At 61.4% G+C, this 20,190-nt stretch carries 10 protein-coding genes; 4 read left to right on the forward strand and 6 right to left on the reverse strand.

The features are described from left to right. Positions 1–408 precede the first annotated feature (408 nt). From ACILSQ_RS18275 to ACILSQ_RS18285, 3 genes are all read right to left on the reverse strand, one after another. Positions 409–2,868, reverse strand: a complete 2,460-nt coding sequence (locus ACILSQ_RS18275; protein WP_395745169.1) for a DUF1592 domain-containing protein — start codon at positions 2,866–2,868, stop codon at positions 409–411. 29 nt (positions 2,869–2,897) lie between these two features. Beyond that, the gene (locus tag ACILSQ_RS18280; RefSeq protein ID WP_395745091.1) at positions 2,898–4,169 is read right to left on the reverse strand and encodes a DUF1552 domain-containing protein; all 1,272 of its coding nucleotides are present in this window, start codon (positions 4,167–4,169) and stop codon (positions 2,898–2,900) included. Positions 4,170–4,234: 65 nt separating this feature from the next. Further along, positions 4,235–5,554, reverse strand: coding sequence for a hypothetical protein (locus tag ACILSQ_RS18285; RefSeq protein ID WP_395745092.1), 1,320 nt, complete (start codon positions 5,552–5,554; stop codon positions 4,235–4,237). Positions 5,555–5,637: 83 nt separating this feature from the next. Between ACILSQ_RS18285 and ACILSQ_RS18290 the strand changes: the two genes are divergently transcribed. The 3 genes from ACILSQ_RS18290 to ACILSQ_RS18300 all read left to right on the forward strand — a co-directional run bounded on the left by ACILSQ_RS18290 (position 5,638) and on the right by ACILSQ_RS18300 (position 12,502). After that, positions 5,638–6,426: a DUF1080 domain-containing protein gene (locus ACILSQ_RS18290; protein WP_395745093.1), complete on the forward strand. Its 789-nt coding sequence runs from the start codon at positions 5,638–5,640 to the stop codon at positions 6,424–6,426. 10 nt (positions 6,427–6,436) lie between these two features. Further along, positions 6,437–7,936 carry a sulfatase gene (locus ACILSQ_RS18295; protein WP_395745094.1) on the forward strand — a complete coding sequence of 500 codons (1,500 nt, stop codon included), beginning with the start codon at positions 6,437–6,439 and terminating at the stop codon, positions 7,934–7,936. Between the two features lie 90 nt (positions 7,937–8,026). Beyond that, complete coding sequence (locus ACILSQ_RS18300; protein ID WP_395745095.1) at positions 8,027–12,502, forward strand: PVC-type heme-binding CxxCH protein; 4,476 nt, start codon at positions 8,027–8,029, stop codon at positions 12,500–12,502. 148 nt (positions 12,503–12,650) lie between these two features. Here ACILSQ_RS18300 and ACILSQ_RS18305 read toward each other — a convergent pair whose 3' ends face one another. Further along, positions 12,651–13,289: a transposase gene (locus tag ACILSQ_RS18305; protein WP_395745096.1), complete on the reverse strand. Its 639-nt coding sequence runs from the start codon at positions 13,287–13,289 to the stop codon at positions 12,651–12,653. Between the two features lie 126 nt (positions 13,290–13,415). Here ACILSQ_RS18305 and ACILSQ_RS18310 point away from each other — a divergent pair, with 126 nt between their 5' ends. Next, positions 13,416–16,610 carry a PVC-type heme-binding CxxCH protein gene (locus ACILSQ_RS18310; protein WP_395745097.1) on the forward strand — a complete coding sequence of 1,065 codons (3,195 nt, stop codon included), beginning with the start codon at positions 13,416–13,418 and terminating at the stop codon, positions 16,608–16,610. A 52-nt stretch (positions 16,611–16,662) separates the two neighbouring features. Here ACILSQ_RS18310 and ACILSQ_RS18315 read toward each other — a convergent pair whose 3' ends face one another. Together ACILSQ_RS18315 and ACILSQ_RS18320 are read right to left on the reverse strand one after the other, a co-directional pair. Further along, positions 16,663–17,460, reverse strand: coding sequence for a hypothetical protein (locus ACILSQ_RS18315; RefSeq protein WP_395745098.1), 798 nt, complete (start codon positions 17,458–17,460; stop codon positions 16,663–16,665). 9 nt (positions 17,461–17,469) lie between these two features. Continuing rightward, the gene (locus ACILSQ_RS18320; protein ID WP_395745099.1) at positions 17,470–20,124 is read right to left on the reverse strand and encodes a DEAD/DEAH box helicase; all 2,655 of its coding nucleotides are present in this window, start codon (positions 20,122–20,124) and stop codon (positions 17,470–17,472) included. Positions 20,125–20,190: the final 66 nt, after the last annotated feature.

Raw genomic sequence — 20,190 nt, forward strand, 5'->3', positions numbered from 1 at the left:
GAGGCGGAGTTGGGGTGGAGTTCGGGGTGTGGCGGGGTGCTGCGGAATGCGGAGCGTGGCATGTGGCGGGATTCTGCGAATAAATTCCGCGCTCCTTGGCGCTGGGTCTTTGAAGGCCTGAACGGAATGGGGAGACCGTATGCCAAAAAAGAACTCAATTGATGACTATCGAAGTCAGGGGTGCGGCGACCCTAGAGAGAGGCTTTGGAACGCCCCTCACCCGGCCTCTCCCCGAAGAATGCCAAGAGCTGCACTGCTTGGGGCGGGGAGAGGGGATTTGCTTTGGGATGCTTTTAAAGCTTGATCGAAATGCAACACGTTACCCCTCGTCCCCGCAGAGGATGTATTTGCCTTCTCACCTCTTTGATTAGAGGCCGGATACCGCTTTGCTGAACTTAAAAATCCGGATCAGCGGGAGCGGAAGACTTCGCTCATGAGGCACTCGGTGAGAAGGGTGTTGAGGCCGAGGCCCTGCTTTTTCACCTTGTCCTGGAGCTTGTCGATGATGAGGTCGTCGTTGAGTTCCATGGTGCGGCCGGTGGTGTAGGTGAGGACCTGGCGAATGAGGTGACGGCTGAAGAGGTCGGCGCGGGTGTCGTGGATGAGTTTCTTGAAGCTGTCGAAGTCGGTGTAGGTCTCGCCGGAGGGGAATTCGCCGGTGGTGTCGATCTTGGCAGCAGGAGTTTTCTTGTTCACCTGCGGGTATTTGGTGCGCCAGCGGCCGACGGGGTCGAAGGCTTCAAGGCTGAAGCCGAGGGGATCGATCTTGCGGTGGCATTCGGCGCAGGCGGCATCTGTGCGGTGCTTGGCGAGGCGGTCGCGAATGGTGGTGGCACCACTGACGTCCGGATCAATGGCGGGCACGACATCTGGCGGTGGAGGAGGCGGAACGCCGAGAATGTTTTCCGTGACCCACACGCCGCGGGTGACGGGGGAGGTTTCGACACCGTTTGCGCTGACGGTCAGCACCGAAGCCATGCCGAGCAGGCCGCCGCGATGGGCATCGCCTTTAAAACTGACTTTTTGGAAGCCGTCGGCCAGGCGCAGGGTTTTCTGCTCGGGGAGGTCGTAGAGTTTGGCGAGCTTCTTGTCCACAAAGCTGTGGTCGCAGTCGATGAACTGAATGACGGAGCCGTTGGTCTTCAGCAGGTCGCGGAAGAAGAGGCTGGTCTCGGTCTTCATGGAGGTGGGCAGGTCCTCCGCATAGTAGGAGCGCACCACTTCGCGTGGCGGAGGCATGCCGCCGAGTTCACGCAGGTTCAGCCAGCTGTCCAAAAAGCCGCTCACGAAGCCGTTGATGCGTTCATCGGCGAGCATGCGCTGGATCTGCTTTTTTAGCTCGGCATCCTGGGTGAGCTTGCCAGACTTGGCGGCGGCGAGCAGCGCCGCATCTGGCGGGGCGGCCCAGAGGGCGTAGGAGAGGCGGGAGGCGAGGTCGTAGGGACTCAGCGCTTTGGCGGACTCTTCGGTGATCTCGCTCAGGTAGAGGAAGGAGGGAGAGCAGAGGATGAGCTTCAGTGCATCCAGGGCGGCCTGCCGTGGCGTGGCTTTTTCGGCCAGACGTTTTTCATAGAGCGCGCGAATGGGCTGGCGGTCCACATCGGTAAGCGGGCGACGATAGGCTTTTTCAGCGAAGGCCTGGAGCTGCTCCATCGCATGCGCTTCCTGAAAGCCGTCCTTGCCAAACACCGCGATCTCCTCGGCACCGCCTTTGTCCTCGAGCACGGGGCCGTTGATCTTGATGTCGCTGATGCGGATGTGCGGCAGCTTCCCTTCCAGCAGGATATGGGCGCGACCAACACCGGAGGAGCCAACGTCCGCCTTGAACTCGTCCTTGTAGCGTTTGTTGATCGTCACCACGGAGGCGCGGGATTCATAAGGGCCGTTCGGAAAAATGAAGCGCGGCGTCTGCCCGGCCTCCAGCCACACGCGGAATTTGAACACGGTAGGCGTGTTGTCCGGCACCACGGCGCTGGCGAGCAGGGGCTCGATGGCCTGCGGATAATGGATATGGCCCTTGGTGACGTCTCCAGGGACGACTCCGAGAATGAAGGGCTCGGAAAAGTCGATGCCAAAGATCGCGGGATCGTAATGCGTGTCCCGGTGCAGGGCGGTGGCTTCCACCTCGATGTCATACAAGCCGGAGACAGGCACGCCCTGCTTGAAGTCCTCAATGTGGCCGTAGCCACCCTGGCGGGTGTCGGTGTTTGGCTGCTCGTAGAGGCAGAGGTAGCGGAAATTGAAGGCGGACTTGTGGGAGCCCTGCAGCTCTTCGTACTGCACAAAGTGACTGTTGAAGTGCCAGCTCTTCGGCTCGGTGGCCGGTTTGCCGAGGCGTGTCTCCACCAGGCGGTTGGCAGACTGGAAATACTGGTCCACCAGAAAGCCGGAGGTCACCAGCGTCTTGCCGATTGTATCCATGTGCTGGCTGGTCTTTTCCTTCGGGAAATCGGCGGTCAGCCCCAGCGTATCCACCCGGCGGCCGAAGAGCACGGCCAGGGTGTTTTCATACTCGCGGCTCGAAAGGCGGCGCATGACGGTGCGGCTGCCCGTGCTCTGAAATTTGCCATACGCGGACTGCGTCCCGTCGCGCAGCGCGCGGATCACGGCGAGCCGCTCGTCATCGCTGGGCTGCTCCGCCTTTTTCGGCGGCATCTCTTTCAGCGTCAGCTGGTCGATGATGTCCCGAGCATCGATGAGATCCGAAACGGACTTCAGGGGCAGCGCAAATTTCTCAAAGGCGCGGTCGCCTTTTTGCACATCAGCGTCATGGCACTCCAGGCAGTACTTGCCGAGGAACTGCCGGGCGAGCCTGGGGGCATCGTCGGCAGCGTGGGTCGTGGTGAGAAGCGCGAGGCCCAGCAGCATGCCGAGGCACGAGATCGGAGCGGTGCTCATCACGCGAAACGACCCGTGCTGTTGCCAAAGGACTCCGTCTCAACACCCATCTTCTGCGCGATGTCCACGAAGAGATTGCACAGCGGCACTTTGTTGATGCCTTCACGCGGCACTTCGCGGAACTCACCATGCTTGTAGCCACCGCCAGCCAGGAGGATCGGCAGGTCGGAATTCTTGTGCGAATTGCCATCGCCCATCCCGCTGCCGAAAAGCACCGTGGTGGAGTCCAGCAGCGTGCGGTCGCCGTCGTTCATCTTGGAAAGACGGGCGACGAACTTGCCATAATGCTCGATCTGGTACTTCTCCAGCGTGATGAGGCTGGCGATCGCCTCCGCGTCATTGCCGTGGTGGGAGAGGCCGTGCCAGTCCTTCTTGATCCCGAGATGCTGTGGCATGAAGTCGCCGCCGATTTCCAGCGTGGCAATGCGGGTGCTGTCCGTCTGCAATGCCAGCGCGATCAGCTCATATAGGATCGGCAGATCTTCGACGGCATTGTGATTCGCGGGCTTGTCAAAGGGGGCCTTGGGCTTGGGCTGGCTGACCCAGCGCTGGCGGAGTTCCAGACGCTTCTCCACATCGCGCACGGAGGTGAGATATTCATCCAGCTTGTCCTTGTCCTCTTTGTTCACGCGCTTGGAAAGGCGGTTGGCCTCGTCCATCACGGAATCGAGAATGGACGCCTGCACCCGGTTTTCCTGCACGCGTCGTGCCTGGCGCTCCTTGGAGTCGCTCACAAAAAGTTTTTCGAACAGCTGGGACGGATTGGTGACAGGAGGCACGCGCACGCCGGACTTCGTCCAGGCGATCTGGCAGCCGCCATGGATGCCGCCTTCCGAGCCGACGGTGAGCGATGGGAAGCGGGTCTCAAAGCCGATCTCATCCGCGAGATACTGGTCGATGGTCACATTGCCATCCGGACGGTTTTGCGCCTCGGAGTTCAGCACGCCGGAAAGGAAGGAATGCACCGCGAAGTGCCCGCCCTTCACACCGTGGTCGAGACCGCGAAAAACTGTCATGTGGTCGCGGATGTCCGAGAGCGGCTCCAGCAGGGTGGTCTTCTCGTAGTCGCGGCCCTTGGTGGTGGGGAAAAGCTGCTTGGTCTGGTAGCCGAGGAGGTTGCCGATGGCCACGAAGCGACGCGCGCCTGCACCCGCTCCCTTCGCAGCTTTCACGGCGGAATTTCCGCCCACGGTGCTGGCCATGAGGGAGGGCAGGCCGGGCAAGGCCAGGGAGGTGCCGAGGGACTGGAGGATGAAGCGGCGTCTGTTCATGATTTGGGGGGGAGGATTACTACGTAGCCCGCCCCCCAAGTGTTGCAGCAGGAAACACGCCCTTTTTACTCGGATTTCAGGCCAGTTGTATTGACCGAAATCACGCGGTACTGGTGCTTTTTGCCGGCTTCGGCGGTGGCATCGGTAAAACGCATCTCCACCAGCGGGTTTGTGGGCGTGTCACTGTATTGCAGGCCCTGAAAAACCGGGCGGCCAAAGGGGTTCTTCGGCTGCTCCGGCACCGTGCCGATCTGCTTGCCATCGCGCTCAATGATAAACTGAGCCAGACCGCTTTCGAGATCAGCCTCCGCTTTCCAAGTGAGCACGTTGTCCTTCACCCGAAGCCCCGTGGGCGCGGGAGGCGGGGTGGTGTCGGGAATGGCGGTGTCCTTGACGTAAACTGCCCACGCCTTCGCGATGGCCGCATTCGGCAGCCACAGAGACTGCGCTTTGTCTCCTCCAAATTCACCGGCAGGCACAGCCTCCGTCCCGGACAAAGCCGCAAGCCGCGCCCCCTTCGTCGGCATGGGCTTCAGCGCACCTCCACTCTTCTCCGGCAGCCGCGCCGTCAGGCAGGCATCCAGCCACAGGATGGTGAAGTAGCGCTGGTTCCCGCACTCATGGCTGGTGAAAGGGTCCACCGAAATGCCAATGAGCCCGCCCTTGCCACGCACAGCGGTGAAGAATTTCACATTCGCGTCCCAGGCGCCGGCAAAGCGGCCCTCTTTAACAGTGACGCCTTCCTTAGTGCCGAGATTGCACATGATCGGCACACCGCTGACGCCTTCGGGCAGCGTATAAGCCTTGATCGTTGGCCGCGCTGGATTCGCCTCCAGCAGCGGCACACCAGAGCGCAGGCAGGCGGCCGCGACGCGCTCCGGGTGCAGAATCGTCATGCCACCACACCAGTGCCCGCCCCCGCTGTGGCCCCACAGCGCCCACGGCACCTTCGCCAGTTCCGGATGCCCGGACTTCGCGCCGAGATCCGCCAATGCCTTCTGAAACGCCGCGTCGGAGCCGTTCCGCGGATCGCACCACATCTGGCACTCCGCTTTCTCCGGCTGCTCGTAGGAGGGGGCCAGGAGGGCGCAGTCATGCTTCTTGGCCAGGGCCTGCCAGTGCAGATCATAGGCCCCCGTGAGGCCGGACTTGCACGAGCCCTCGCCACAACCGTGCTGATGCACGATGACGCCACGCAGAGACTTCACCCCCGGCGGCACCCACACCGTGTAGTTCACCGGAAAGATCAGCTCCCCCGGCTTGGCGGACGCCTCATAGCGCACACGATAATACGGCGCTTCGGCAGGAGGAAAGACATCATAAGGCGGCTGCTGGGCAGACAGCGAGGTGGCGAGAGCGAGAAGGCAGAGAGCAAGAGTGCGCATGGAAACAAACCAACAGGCCTGGAAGCGAGAAAGTTGCAAGCCCGACGAGAAACTGCGGCACCTCGCTCGTTCTTCCTCCTTCCATGAAACTTCCCGCCCTGCTCTCTTTCTGCCTTCTCGCCGCCACTGCTTCTGCTGAAGACGGCTTCACCGCCCTCTTCAATGGCAAGGACCTCACCGGCTGGGATGGCGATCCCAAACTGTGGAAGGTGGAGAACGGCGAAATCATCGGCACCTGCACCGGCCCGGACGCCATGCCCAACAACTCCTTCCTCATCTGGCGCGGCGGCGAGGTGAAGGATTTCGAACTCCACGCCACGGTGCGTGTGGAGGGAGACAACAACTCCGGCATCCAATACCGCAGCCGCGAGCTTCCCGAGGTCGCCCCCTGGGTCATCACCGGCTATCAGTGCGACATTCATCCCGCCATCGAGCACACAGGCATGACCTACGAGGAAAAAGGCCGCGGCATCTTCGGCCTCAACGGCACCAACGTCATGCTCGATCCCGAAGGCGCGCTGTGGAAGCTCTCCACCCACGAGCCGGTGAAGGTGAATGTATCGCAGTGGAATGAGTACACCATCATCGCCCGCGGCAACCATCTGGTGCACCAGATCAATGGCAAGACCACCTCCGAACTCACGGATTACGACGAGAAGAAGCGCGCGCTGGCAGGCCTGCTCGCCATTCAGCTTCATCGCGGCAATCCGAACAGCGTACACGTGAAGGACATCCGCCTCAAGGTCCTGCCGGTGGAGGCACCACAGCCGTTTGATGCATCGAAGGTCCCAGCCGGAGCGGAAAAAATCGAAAAGCCACGCACCAAGAGCCCCCAGGGCACCGGTCCCGTCGTGCCACCAACAAAGAAATGAGGCCACGCCCATGAAGCCGCTCTTCCTTCTCCTCCTTTCGTCATTCGTCATTCCGCATTCGTCATTTTCGGCGGAGCCGCCGCCCAACATCATCCTCATGATGGGCGACGACCACGGCTGGGAGGAGACGGGCTACAATGGCCATCCGCATGTGAAAACCCCCGTGCTGGATGACATGGCGAAAACCGGCTTCCGCTTCGAAAATTTCTACGCCGGGCATCCCAGTTGCTCGCCCACCCGCGCCAGCTTCATGACGGGCCGCCACCCAAACCGCATGGGCACATTCAATCCCGGCTTCTCCATCCGCCCGGAGGAGATCACCATCGCGCAGCTCCTCGCCAAGGCCGGTTATCACTGCGGCCATTTCGGCAAGTGGCACCTCGGCCCCGTGAAAGCAGATTCGCCCACGAGCCCCGGCGCCATGGGATTCCACGAGTGGGTCTCGCATGACAACTTCTTTGAGCTGAACCCTTCCCTCTCACGCAATGGCGGCCCGCCCGAAGTGATCCAGGGCGAAGGCTCCGCGGTCGTCATCAGCGAAGCCATCAAGTTCATCGACCGCGCCAGCAAAAATAAACAACCTTTCTTCACCGTCGTGTGGTTCGGCTCCCCGCATGAACCCTACAGCGGCCTGCCGGAAGATCTCGCGCTCTACGATGATCTCCCTGCCAAGTACAAAGACAAAAAGGTCAAACTCACCTCCAACGAAACCGGCGGCCCCACCACCCGCCCGCAGGGCGAAGTCCTGCGCGAACGCTACGCGGAAATCACCGCCATGGACCGCGCCATCGGCACACTGAGAAAGCACCTGGCCACCACGGGCCTTCGCGACAACACACTCGTCTTTTACTGCGGCGACAATGGCACATCGGCCGACGGCTCGCTGGTGCTCCCACATCGCGGGGTGAAGGGCCAGGTCTATGATGGAGGCGTGCTCGTCCCCGGCCTCATCGAGTGGCCCTCACGCATTCCGCAGCCGCGCAGCACCCCGGTGCGCGCCACCACCAGCGATCTCCTGCCCACCCTCTGCGCCCTCACCGGCCAGCCATTGCCGGACCGTCCCATCGACGGCATGGACCTCCTGCCAGTCATCGACGGCAAGATGACCGAACGCCCCAAGCCGCTGTGGTTCTGGCAGTTTGACGTCTCACATCTCGGCAAGACCGAACCCTACATCGACCCCAAGCTGCAGCAAGGCACCACCCCGCTCGCCAAGAAAGCCGGCGGCAAAGCCACGCGGGACTTCAACAACTTCCGCCACACCACCATCACAGAGGCAGACTACATTGGCCCGCGCGCCATCACCAATGGACGCTTCAAACTGGTGCTGCACGAAGCAAAGAAGGGCGGCGCGGTGAAGCAGGAGCTCTTTGACCTCGTGACGGACCCGGCAGAGAAAACCGATCTGCATGAACAGCAGCCCGACACCGTGAAAAAGCTGGAGACTGAACTGCGCGAATGGCAGCAGTCCGTGCTGAAGAGCCTCACGGGTGCAGACTACCGCAAATAGAAATCTCTCCGCCCTCCCAAATTTGATTGTCCGGTTTTTCTCCCTGCTGCGGGAATACAGCGCCCCAGCCTCACGTTTGCTCCCACTCTTATGATCCGCCCGACCGCCATCCTCCTCGCCCTGTTCTCGCTTGTGACCTTCGCGAGCGCGGCCCCTCTCGTCTTTGAAGGCACGGAAGGCCCCGGCAAGGGCAGGCACATCGTCTTCCTCGCCGGAGATCATGAGTATCGCTCCGAGGAGTCTCTTCCCGCTCTCGCACGCCTGCTGGCAAAGCACCAGGGCTTCAAATGCACCGTGCTGTTCGACATCGACAAGGATGGCGACATCGTCGCCGGCGAAGTCGCCAACATGCCTGGCATCGAGGCGCTGGACACGGCGGATCTCGCGGTGGTCTTCCTGCGCTTTCAGCAGTTCCCGGCGGAGCAGATGAAGCACTTCGACGCCTATCTGGCACGTGGCGGTCCGGTGGTGGGGCTGCGCACAGCGACGCATGGTTTCAAAATCACCAAGGACGATCCCTACGCCAAGTATTCGTACGACAGCAAGGTGGCGGGTTATGAGCTGGGTTTCGGCCATCAGGTCCTCGGGCAGACCTGGGTGGGCCACTACGGCAAAAATCATCAGCAGAGCACCCGCATCGCCATCGTGCCGGACAAGGCCGCGCACCCGATCCTGCGGGGCGTGAAGGACATCTGGGTGCAGGCCGGAGGCTACGTGGGCAAGCCAACCGACGGCGAGATTTTGACCATGGCCCAGCCGCTCAATGGCATGACGCAGGATTCACCGCCAGACACAACTAAGCCACCGATGCCCAGCGAATGGACACGCACCTACAAGTCATCATCCGGCAAAACCGGCCGAGTCTTCACCACGCTCTACGGCACCTCCGAAGACATCACCAATGAAGGCTACCGTCGCATGGTGGTGAACGGCATCTTCTGGGCCTTGGGCATGGAAGACGCGATCAAGCCCGACCTGAACATCGCCTTCGTCGGCCCCTTCAAGCCCAACACCTTTGGAGGTGGCGCGTATGCGCATGGCGTCAAACCCGAGATGTATGCAGGCTTCGATTCTCCAATCCCGGCAAACGCGAACACGAACCGCACCACCAAGAAAGAAGAGAAGAAAACGGCGACTCCCGCTGCAAAAACGGATGAAGCCGCCAAGGTGACCATCGCCACCGGCAAACCCGCCCGCTATGTGCGCATCGAAATCCCTGGCGACAAACGCTGCCTGCAAATCGCGGAGATCGAGGTGATGAGCGGCGGCAAGAATGTGGTCAAAGGCGGCAAAGCTTCCCAGTCGACAACCACCAACGGCGGCGTGCCAGAGCGCGCCTTTGATGGCAACAAGAGCCCGGACTGGGGCAAGGGCGGCCAGACGCACACCAAAGAGAACCAGCCGAACCCATGGTGGGAAGTCGATCTGGGCTCCAGCCATGTCATCGACACGATCAGCCTGTGGAGCCGCCAGGGCTTTTCGGACCGTCTGGGTGACTTCACGCTCTCGTTGCTCGATGAATCTCGCAAGCCGGTGTTTGAGATCAAAAACGTCGCCGGACCAGAGTCGATGACCATCGATGTGAGGGGCGGCGGCAAGACGGCCTACCTGACCTTTGACGGCAAGCCGGGGAAGCCGGCGGCGAAAAAGTCCGGCGGTGGCGCGGCTCCGGTGAAGGAGCCCGAGCTGGTGGACGTGCCCGCGGACTACAAGGACCCGGTGCCGTTTGCTTTTGGCAAAGGTGAAGTCGTCGCCATCCTCGGCAACGCTCTCCCGGACCGCATGCAGCACGATGGCTGGATGGAGACCCTGCTGCAAAGCCAGCTCCCCGACATGCAGGTGCATTTCCGCAACATGAGCACCAGCGGCGACCGCCCGAACAACTACCCGCGCAGCAGCGGCGCCACCCACATGACCGACTACCTCCGCCATGTGAAGGCAGACGTCGTCTTCGGCTTCTTCGGCTACAACGAGTCCTACGACAACAAGCCGCAGGAGTTTCAGAAACAGCTCGTCGAGTTCGTTAAAAAGACACGCGGCAGCAAGGCGAACGGAAAATCCTTCCCGCGCATCGTCCTCTTCAGCCCCATCGCCCATGAGGACACGCACAATGTTAACGTGCCGGATGGCAAGGCGCACAATGCACTGCTGGAGGCCTACACCAAGGCCACCGAGGCGGCGGCCAAGGAAGCAGGCGTAGCTTTTGTGGATCTCTACCATCCTTCACTGGAGCTGTTCAAGGCCGCCAAGGAGCCGCTCACCATCAACGGCGTGCATCTCAGCATCGAAGGTGACCGCCAGCTCGCAGAAGTCATCGCCAAAGCGCTGCTCGGCAAACCGGTGAGCGCCTCGCCCTCCATGGAGCCGCTCCGCGAGGCCGTGATGGACAAAGACCTGCACTGGTACAACCGCTACCACGCCTCCGATGGCAACGACGTCTGGGGCAGCCGCTCCACGCTGAGCTTCGTCGATGGCCAGAACAACGCCGTCGTGCTTCAGCACGAGCTTTCCATGCTGGATGTGATGACGGCGAACCGCGACGAGCGCGTCTGGGCCCGCATCAGCGGCGGAGACAAAAAGATCGACGACAGCAATGTGCCGAAGCCCGTCCCCGTGATCTCCAATGTGGGCGGCGGCAGCAAGAGCAGCAGCGCGCAGAAGGAGGGCACGCTGAAATACGTCAGCGGTAAGGAGGAGCTCAAGAACATCGCCATCAAGAAGGGCTTTGAAATTCACCTCTTCGCCGATGAGTCGCGCTTCCCGCAGATCGCAAACCCGGTGCAGATGCAGTTTGATACCAAAGGCCGCCTCTGGGTGGCCGCCTGGCCCACCTATCCAAAGTGGGAGCCGCTGAAGGAAATGAATGATGCCCTCGTCATCCTTCACGATGACAACAACGACGGCAGCGCCGACCGCGCCACGGAATTTGCCCGCGTGCAGAATCCGCTGGGCTTTGAGTTCTGGAATGGCGGCGTGCTCGTCACGCGCCAGTCGGAGATCCTCTTCCTCAAGGACACCGATGGCGACGACAAGGCGGACGTTCAGACCATCATGCTCATGGGGCTCGACAGCTCCGACACCCACCACGGCGCCAACAATCTCATCTACGGCCCAGACGGCGGCATCTACTGGCAGAGCGGCGTCTTCATGCAGCACAACTACGAGCACCCCTGGGGCCCGTCGCTGAACGCCACCGCCTCCGCCATGTATCGCTTCGATCCGCGCCGCTTCACCATCGCCTTGCACGCGATGAATTCGCCCAACCCCCATGGGACCTCCTTCGACTCCTGGGGTTATCAGTACGCCACGGACGGCACCGGCGGCCGTGCTTATCAGGTGCGCCCCGAGGGCAGCGGCTTCAAGATGTACGAGCTGCTCAAAAAAGAAGTGCGCCCCGTGACCGCCAGCGAGGTCGTCAGCAGCACGCACTTCCCTGACGAGATGCAGGGAGACTTCCTCATCTGCAACGTCATCGGCTTCCTCGGCGTGAAGCATTATCACCTGGAGCGTGATGCCGAGAAAGGCACCGTCTGGGGCGAGCCCGCGGGCGACGAACTGACAGTGAAAGTCACCCAGGCGGATGGCAGTGTGACCACGGAGACCTCACGCGGCTTCCTCATGAGCGGCGACAAAAACTTCCGCCCGAGCGATGCCGTGTTTGCGCCGGACGGCTCGCTGTATCTGAGCGACTGGCAAAACGTGATCATCGGCCACATGCAGCACAACGTGCGTGACCCCAACCGTGACCACAAGCATGGACGCATCTACCGCATCACCGCCACCGGCCGTCCGCTGCAGAAGATCGTCCCCATCGACGGACAGCCCATCCCTGCCCTGCTGGAAAACCTCAAACACCCCGCCGACGGTGTGCGCCACCGCACCCACATCGAGCTCAGCGAGCGCGACACCAAGGAAGTCATCGCCGCCACCCAGGCATGGATGAAGCAGTTCGATCCGACCAAAAAAGAAGACGCTCACCATCTTCTTGAAGCGCTCTGGATCCACCAGCAGCACAACGTGCGGAATGTGGAGCTGCTGGGCCTGCTGCAGAAGTCTCCTGAACTGCATGCCCGCAATGCGGCCAATGTGGTGCAGCACCTCTGGTTCAACGTGGAGGCTTCCATGCACGGCGGCGTCATCGCCGGAGAAGTGGAGGAAAAAGCGCAAAAATCCGGCGTGTTAAGCGACACCCCCGACCTCACTACCATCCGCGTCGCCACTTTGCCAGAGCGCATGATGTATGATGTGAAGGAACTCAGCGTGAAGGGCGGCAAGAAAGTAAAACTCACTTTCGCCAACCCCGACTTCATGCCGCACAACATCCTCCTGGTGAATCCCGGCAAGGTGGATGAGGTCGCCATGCAGGCCATGGCGCTCGGAGCCAAAGGCTTCGACACCGGCTTCATCCCCGCCAACACCAACATCCTCTGGCACAGCAAGCTCCTCGACCACGGCAAGGAGGAGGTCATCGAATTCACCGCCCCCGCCAAGCCCGGCGACTACCCCTACATCTGCTCCTTCCCCGGCCATTACCTCATCATGCGCGGCGTGCTGCATGTGAAATAAGCGCCCCTCGAAAGTAATCGGGGCATTCCTGCCCCGTCAGGAGTATTCGGGCCATTCCTGGCCCGTTCCGTAGAAATCGGGACATTCTTGTCCCGTCTGGGCGTCTGAATCGGGCCAGAAATGGCCCGATTACTCCAGAAACGCCCGGCTACTTCAGCACATGGTTTTCAATCAACGTAAACTCACCAGATAGTAGCCCGGCCTTCTGCGGATTGCCTCGAATGTAATCCCGGAAAGCACTCAACTCATCATAGTCCCGCACGATGCGGTTGTAGCTGTCCTCCATCCAAAACGCCTGCGGCGGCCTGCCAAGCTGAATGTTGCAGACTCGTGCGCTCGCCCCCTTCATCCCGCCCACCAGCTTGAAGACATTTTCATCCTCCCGGGGTTTCAGCAGGAGGTGAACGTGATTCGGCATGATCACCGCACATTCCAGGTCAAGCCGAAGACCATCAAACTTGCACAAAGCCTGCTCAACGTGCCGGCGGATTTGAGGATCCCGCAGCGCACAGCTGCCATGCCCGGCATCCAGCCATGCATCCATACGCTCGGTAAACAGCTCGGCATACTCCAGCGCATCCGCGTCATTCCACGGCTGAGGATGATTCTCCAGCCAAACCGCACGCTGCCGGACCCACTGTTCGAGCAGCTCCTGCGGAACTGAATCCGCCAGACGAAAGGTAAAGAAATAACTCACGCCCGCCTGCACCCAGTGCGGCAAAGTCTGCTGCGTGATCTCCACAGGCAGATTGCGGCTCAAACACTGAAAGCGAACGGGCGGGCGCATGCGACGTAATCGGGGCATTCCTGCCCCGATTCAAGCCTCCAATCGGCCCAGCAATGGCCCGATTACCTGTCCGGTTTCATCCCGTTCTGCGAGATACATCGAACGCACAACCACGTTCTCTTTCCCATGATCAGGCCCATTGTCCTTTCCCTCACTGTGGCAGTCGCCGTTGCAGGTGCTCAAACCACGAAGCCAGAAAAACCGGCCCGCAATCCGGCCATGGCGGTCAATCCACTGGACGCCAAGAACACAGACACCGGCAAGCCACCGCCGCCCGAAGATCCAGCACTGCTGAAGTACTACATGGAGGAAAAGACCGCACCCCTCCCCCCGGTGACCCCTGCGGTGGACACAACCCTGCCCCTGGTCCTGCAGAAAGGCGACCACGTCGTTTTCATCGGCAACACACTCTTCGATCGCGGCGCACAATTTCCTCATTTCGAGGCCATGCTTCTCAAAGGGAACGCTGACAAGCAGCTGGTGGTTCGCACACTCGCCTGGTCAGCGGATGAAGTGGACTTGATGCCCCGCCCCGCGAACTTCGGCACGCTGAACCAGCACCTGCACGCGCAAAAAGCCGATGTGATCTTTGCCGCCTTTGGCTTCAACGAATCCTTCGGCGGCCTGGAAAAACTGCCGGATTTCAAACTGCGGCTTACGGCTCTCGTTCAGGAACTCAAAACGCATGCCTACAATGGCAAAACAGCACCGCGCGTGGTGCTGGTGTCTCCCATCGCCAACGAAAATGTGAAAAACGTCCCGGCAGCAGACATGAACAACGCCCGCCTCGCCGCCTACACCAAGGCCATGGGTGAAGTGGCCGCTGCGCAGAAGGTGGGCTTCGCCAATGTGTTCGAGCCCATGCAGCCCGCGATGAAGGGTCTCACCTTTAACGGCGTCCATCTCGAAGATGCAGGTTACGCGGCATTTGGCGAGGCCCTGTATCGCGCCACCTTTGAAGTCAGCGCACCCGAAACCACACCGGAACTCCGCGCCGCCATCGCAGACCGGAACCGTCAGTTTTTCCAGCGCTACCGCCCGCTGAACGGCTTCTACTACACCGGCGACCGCAACAAAGATTACGGCTACCTCGACTTCCTGCCCGCCATGCGCAGCTTTGACGTCATGGTCGCCAATCGCGACCAGCGCATCTGGGCCATTGCCCAAGGCCGGAGCTTTGCCGGCAAAAAGGTGGATGACTCCAACGTCCCCGAAATGCCCGAGACCAAGGAAAGCAAGGGTGCGAACGAATGGATGACACCCGCGAATGAACTTGCCGCCTTCAAAGTGGACCCGCGCTTTGAAGTGAACCTGTTCGCCAGTGAGGAGCAGTTCCCCGAGATCGCCAATCCCATTCAAATCCGCTGGGACACACGCGGGCGCATGTGGGTCAGCACCTCGCAGGCTTATCCTCACCTCTACCCCGGCCAGGAACCCAAGGACCGCCTCATCATTCTCGAAGACACGGACAACGACGGCCGCGCGGACAAATCCACCGTGTGGGCCAACAACCTCCACATCCCGCTGGCCTTCGAATTCGGCGACGGCGGCGTGTACGTCTCCGACGAGCCCCACCTGACCTTCCTCAAAGACACCGATGGCGATGGCAAGGCAGACTTCTCCCGCCAGGTCTTCACCGGCTTCGGCACCGAAGACTCCCACCACGCGTTGCACGACTTTGTCTGGAGCCCGGATGGCGATCTCATCATCCGCGATTCCATCTTCCTTCACTCACAAATCGAAACCGCCTACGGCCCCGTGCGGCTGGACAACTCCGGCTGGTTCCGCCTGCGCACCAACACGCAAAAACTCAGCACCTTCGGCAGCTACCCCAGCACCAATCCCTGGGGCGTCACCTTCGACGACTGGGGCCATCACGTGGCCAGCCATCCCATTTTCGCCAGCGCCTTCCACGCCACCAATCCCCCCTACCCCGAGCAGCACCCCGGCTCAGGAAAAATGCCCGCCTACTCCGGCACCTGCGGCCATGAATTCGTCGATTTCGATTTCTGGCCGCAGGAGCTCCAAGGCGGCTTCATCAAGGCGCGCTACAAGCCCACCAACAACATCGAGATGCATCAGTGGATCGAGATGGACGACCACTATGAAGAAAAGAAGCTGGGCGATCTCATCTTCTCCACCAACCTCAGCTTCATCCCCACGGACGTAAAGGTGGGCCCGCGTGGCGACTTCTACATCTGCGACTGGTACAACCCCATCAAAGGCCACGCCCAGTACTCCCTGCGCGATCCGCGACGCCTGCGCACCAGCGGCCGCATATGGCGCATCGTGCCAAAGGGCGCAAAGCTGGCCGAGCCGCCCACGGTGGCTGGCGCGCCCATCCCCGCCCTGCTTGATCTCCTGAAAAGCCCCCACTACCGCTGGCGCTACCAGGCCAGGCGAGAACTGCACGAGCGCTATGCCCCTGACGTGAAAATGGCGCTCGATGCATGGGTGGGCAAACTCGACCCCAAGGACTCGCGCTTCCGCCATCACCAGCTCGAAGCACTGTGGACCTACCGCACGGTCGGCACCGAGGACAAAGGCCTCCTCAGAGAATTGCTCAACTGCGAAGAACACCACGCGCGTGCCGCCGCCACCACGCTGCTCCGTTACATCGACCTGCCAGATCGCATTGCCCAGCTCCGCACCCGTGCGAATGATGAAAACGGACTCGTGCGCATGGAGGCCGTCATCGCCGCGAGCTACATCGGCACGGCCGCAGCGCTGGATGCCGTTCTGGGCGTGCTGGACAAGCCCATGGGCGAGCACCTCACCTACGCTGTGCGCACCTCCCTCGGCAGCGAAGCGCTCTCACGTCACTGGAAGACGAACGAGAACCCCGCCATCACCGCGTTCATGAACGCCTTTGCCGCCAGCTACAAGCGCAGCTCTTTCGAAAAGAAAAAGACCGTCGAGGAAACCGCCTTCGACAAGCAGCCCGGCGTCGCCAGAATCACCATCAACTGCGTCCGCGAACGCATGCTCTTCGACAAAACCGAGTTCAGCGTCAAAGCCGGTCAGCCCGTCAGCCTCGCCTTCAACAACCCCGACGCCACCGCGCACAATCTGGCGATCTGCAAACCCGGCAGCGTGGAGGAGATCGGCCTCGCAGGAAATGAGATGGCCAAAGACCCCGAAGGCATCAAAAAGGACTTCATTCCACCGACAGACAAAATCCTCCACCACACCAAGCTGCTGAATCCCAACGCCGCCGAAACGCTCCGCTTCACCGCCCCCGCATCGCCCGGAGACTACCCCTACCTCTGCACCTTCCCCGGCCATTGGGTCATCATGCGTGGAGTGATGCACGTGAAGTAACAGGGGCATTCCTGCCCCGTTCCGGATCAGCGGCGGGCCAGGAATGACCGGCCTACTGCCCCTTCTTTTTCGGCGCTTTCTTCGCCTTCTCCGCCGCTTTTTTCGCAGCTTTCTTTTTGGCGGGAAGCGGCTCTTCGACGGCTCTCTCCGCACCCAGATCAATCCCAAAGATCGCCGAGAGATCGGCTCCGGCGAGATCGCCCGCAGCAGCAGCAGAGATGTCAGTGATCGCCGCGCTGCTCGCGTTGGACAGCAGCTCCGCCTGATCCACACCACGCAGCGTAAAAAGCAGCTCCGGCTTCGTGTCCAGCAGCACCCCCACGCCATACAGCACTGCGGAGACATGCTTGCACATGTCCGCATGGTCGGGGCAGGAGCAGTGAAACCGAATCTCCTTCGGCTTCGGAAACAGACCGTCCTTGGGATCCGTGAGCACCTGCATCAGCCCATCACCCAGCTTGCCCGCCAGCAGATCCAGCATGGAGCCCACCTGCCCCGCACTGGATTCCACAATCTGCATCCACTGCTTCTTCGGCAGCGGCTGGATCATGATCGTCGTGTCATACAGCTCCGATCCCGCCACCACAGCGCTCAGCTTTCCAGGCTCGATCTCCAGATCGTACACCTTGCCCTGCCGCAAATAGCTGCGGCCACGCGGCAGCCGTGATTCATAGTCCTGGTAAGACTCCAGATTCCGGCACCAGGCCTGGCCCCAGAAGGTGGTGCTCAGTTTCTTCTGCCCCGCCGGAGCCGCCAGCACCTCAAATTTCTCCCCACGCTTTTTCCGCTTCGCAATCTCGCGCTGCACGCGCGCCTTCTGTTCTTCCACATCTTGATAGGACCACCACATAAGAGCCCTTTAAACGACGGCAGAGTTCACATCAAGCCTCACCAAATCCAGCAGTTCCTCCGCCCCCATCTCCGTCAGCATTTTCTCAGCGCCGCCATCCCCGCCGATCAGGTCGTGGGCCAGCCCCGTTTTCTCCTCAATCAGCGCATCGATGCGCTCCTCAATCGTCCCCTGGCACACAAATTTGTGCACCATCACATTCTTCTTCTGGCCAATGCGGAAGGCACGGTCGGTGGCCTGATTTTCCACCGCGGGGTTCCACCAGCGGTCAAAGTGAATCACATGGCTCGCCGCCGTGAGCGTCAGCCCGGTGCCGCCCGCTTTCACACTGATCACCATGAAGGGCGGCCCGCCAGGCTGTTGAAAGCTTTCCACCAGTTGCGGCCTCTTCTTCACCGCAGTGCCTCCGTGCAAAATGAGCCCCTCTCTGCCAAAGACCGTGGTCAGGAATCGCGCCAAAGGATCGCAGGTTTCCTGAAACTGCGTGAAGATCAGCGCCCGCTCACGGCGCTCGGCCAGCTCGCTGCAAATTTCGGAAAGGCGGGCAAACTTGCCGCTGTCCTCCGGATTCCACGCACCGTCCCCATTCCAGTGGCTGGGGTGGTTGCAGATCTGTTTGAACTTCAGCAGAAAGCCGAGCACCAGCCCCTGCCGTTTGATCGGCTCCATGGTTTTATCCGCCAGCATCTTCCCCAGTTGATCCACCAGCTTCGCATATATCGTGGCCTGCCGCTTGGTGAGACCACAGAAGGCCTTCGTTTCGATTTTGTCCGGCAGGTCGCTGATGATGCTCCTGTCCGTCTTCATGCGCCGCAGGATGTAGGGCTGCACCAGCCGCCGCAATGGTGCAAAGCCCTCGCTGCTTTTCGCACAGCGCTTCACCGCATCGGCAAAGGCCGCGGAGCCACCGAGCAGGCCGGGATTGAGAAAATCGAAGAGACTCCACAGATCACCGGGCCGGTTCTCCACCGGCGTCCCGGTGAGGGCGACTCGTGCCGGCGCCTCCAGCCTCTTCACCGCCTTGGCGCTGGCGCTGCCGGGATTCTTGATGGCCTGCGCCTCGTCCAGAATCACGATGCTCCACGGCTGCTGCTGCCATGACTCCGTGCGCTGAAGAAACTGATACGTCGTCAGCATCGCATCAAATCCGTGCAAAGCCTCCGCAGGCCGCTTCATCGCAAAGTCCAGCTCCTCACGCGCGGTCTGCGAAGGATGCGCCATGAAGAGCCTCAAATCCGGCGCAAACTTCGCCACCTCCGCCTTCCAGTTTCCCACCAGCGAGGCCGGCACAATCAGCAGCCCCGGTGCTTTCGTTTCCTTTTGCCGTGCCAGCAGCAGCGCGATCACCTGCAGCGTCTTGCCCAGCCCCATGTCATCCGCCAGACACGCGCCGAGCCCCAGCCGCGTCATGAACTGCATCCACGCAAACCCCTTAATCTGGTACGGCCGCAGCGTGGCCAGCAGGTTTGGCGGCGGGGGCGATGCCGCAGGGTCACGCATCCGCTCCAGCACAGCGGCCAGGTTTTTCCCAGCCAAGATGTCGCTCCAGTCATGCACCATCTCCGTGCCTTCCTCCTCCACCGCCGCCTGGCGTGGATCAAAACCCGCCAGCAGCCGCATGCCATCGAGAAAGCCGATCCCGCCTTCACCCGCGGCATGCTGCACTCTTTCCCAGTGGGACATCACCTGCTGGAGCTTGGCACCATCCACCTCCACCCATCTGCCGCGCAATGATACCAGCCCCGTGTCCGCGCTCAGCAGCTTTTCCCACTCCGCATCGGTCAGAGGCTCTCCATCCATGCTGGCCTCAATTTTGAATTTCAGCAGCGTCCCGGCATGCAGCGAAGTTTGTTTCGGCGCATCAATCGTCACCGCCACAGCCGGGCGCGGCCCCTTCCCGCTGCGCCACCAGTCCGGCAGCTTCATCACAATGCCGCTCTCCTGAAACAGCGCCGTCTCCCGCAGCACACGGAAGGCCTCCTGCGGAGACATCGCCATCGGCTGAAAGAGCCGCTTCGTCTCCAGCCACTCGCGCAGGAGTTTGGATTTCTCCGCCGCCGTGCGCACCGGAGCCAGCAGGGCGTTCAGCGCGGTCTGGTTTTGCTGCCCGGCATACAGCTGCAGGGCGCGCGCCAGCGGCAGGTGCTGCGGCTGCCCCGTGGCGCTGAGTTTTTCCGTAAAGGTGGCCAGAAAGGCAAAGGGTCGCTGCGTGTCGGTCTTGTTTTCCGCGAGGTGGAAGGTCACGCGCCCGACCACATGCCACACCGGGCACTCCTCCCGCAGCCAGGCCTCCACGCCCTGCGTGGCCGTTCTCTGCGCGATGTCCTGCGCCAGATCCAGCCACCAGCGCTCAAGAACGTCCGGAGTGAGATACTCCGCGCCGGCAAAAGGCGGTGCTGCGGCCAGCAAAGCACTGCGCTCCCCCACCGTGGGAACGGTGGTGCCCAGGGCGTCCCTGGTCTGGCAGAGCCGGGTGAAAAACTGCTGCCCATACTCCCGCAGCCAGCGCCAGGGCGGTTCCAGCTCGGCCGTCAGCAGCTCGGTGCTCAGCACGCGCAAAATCGCCCCGGCGGTGCCCGCCGCGGCGAGTTTCCTCTCCGCTGCCGACTCCACGCCGCCTTCGCAGGTGAGAAATCCTTCGGGAGTGATGGCCGGGGCGAGCATGCCCTGTTTCTGGACGAGTCCCGGGCTGTTCACAAGGCGCGATCACGCCCGCCAAAAAAACAGCGT

The organism is Prosthecobacter sp. (assembly GCF_044227185.1).
Classification (GTDB): Bacteria; Verrucomicrobiota; Verrucomicrobiia; order Verrucomicrobiales; family Verrucomicrobiaceae; genus Prosthecobacter.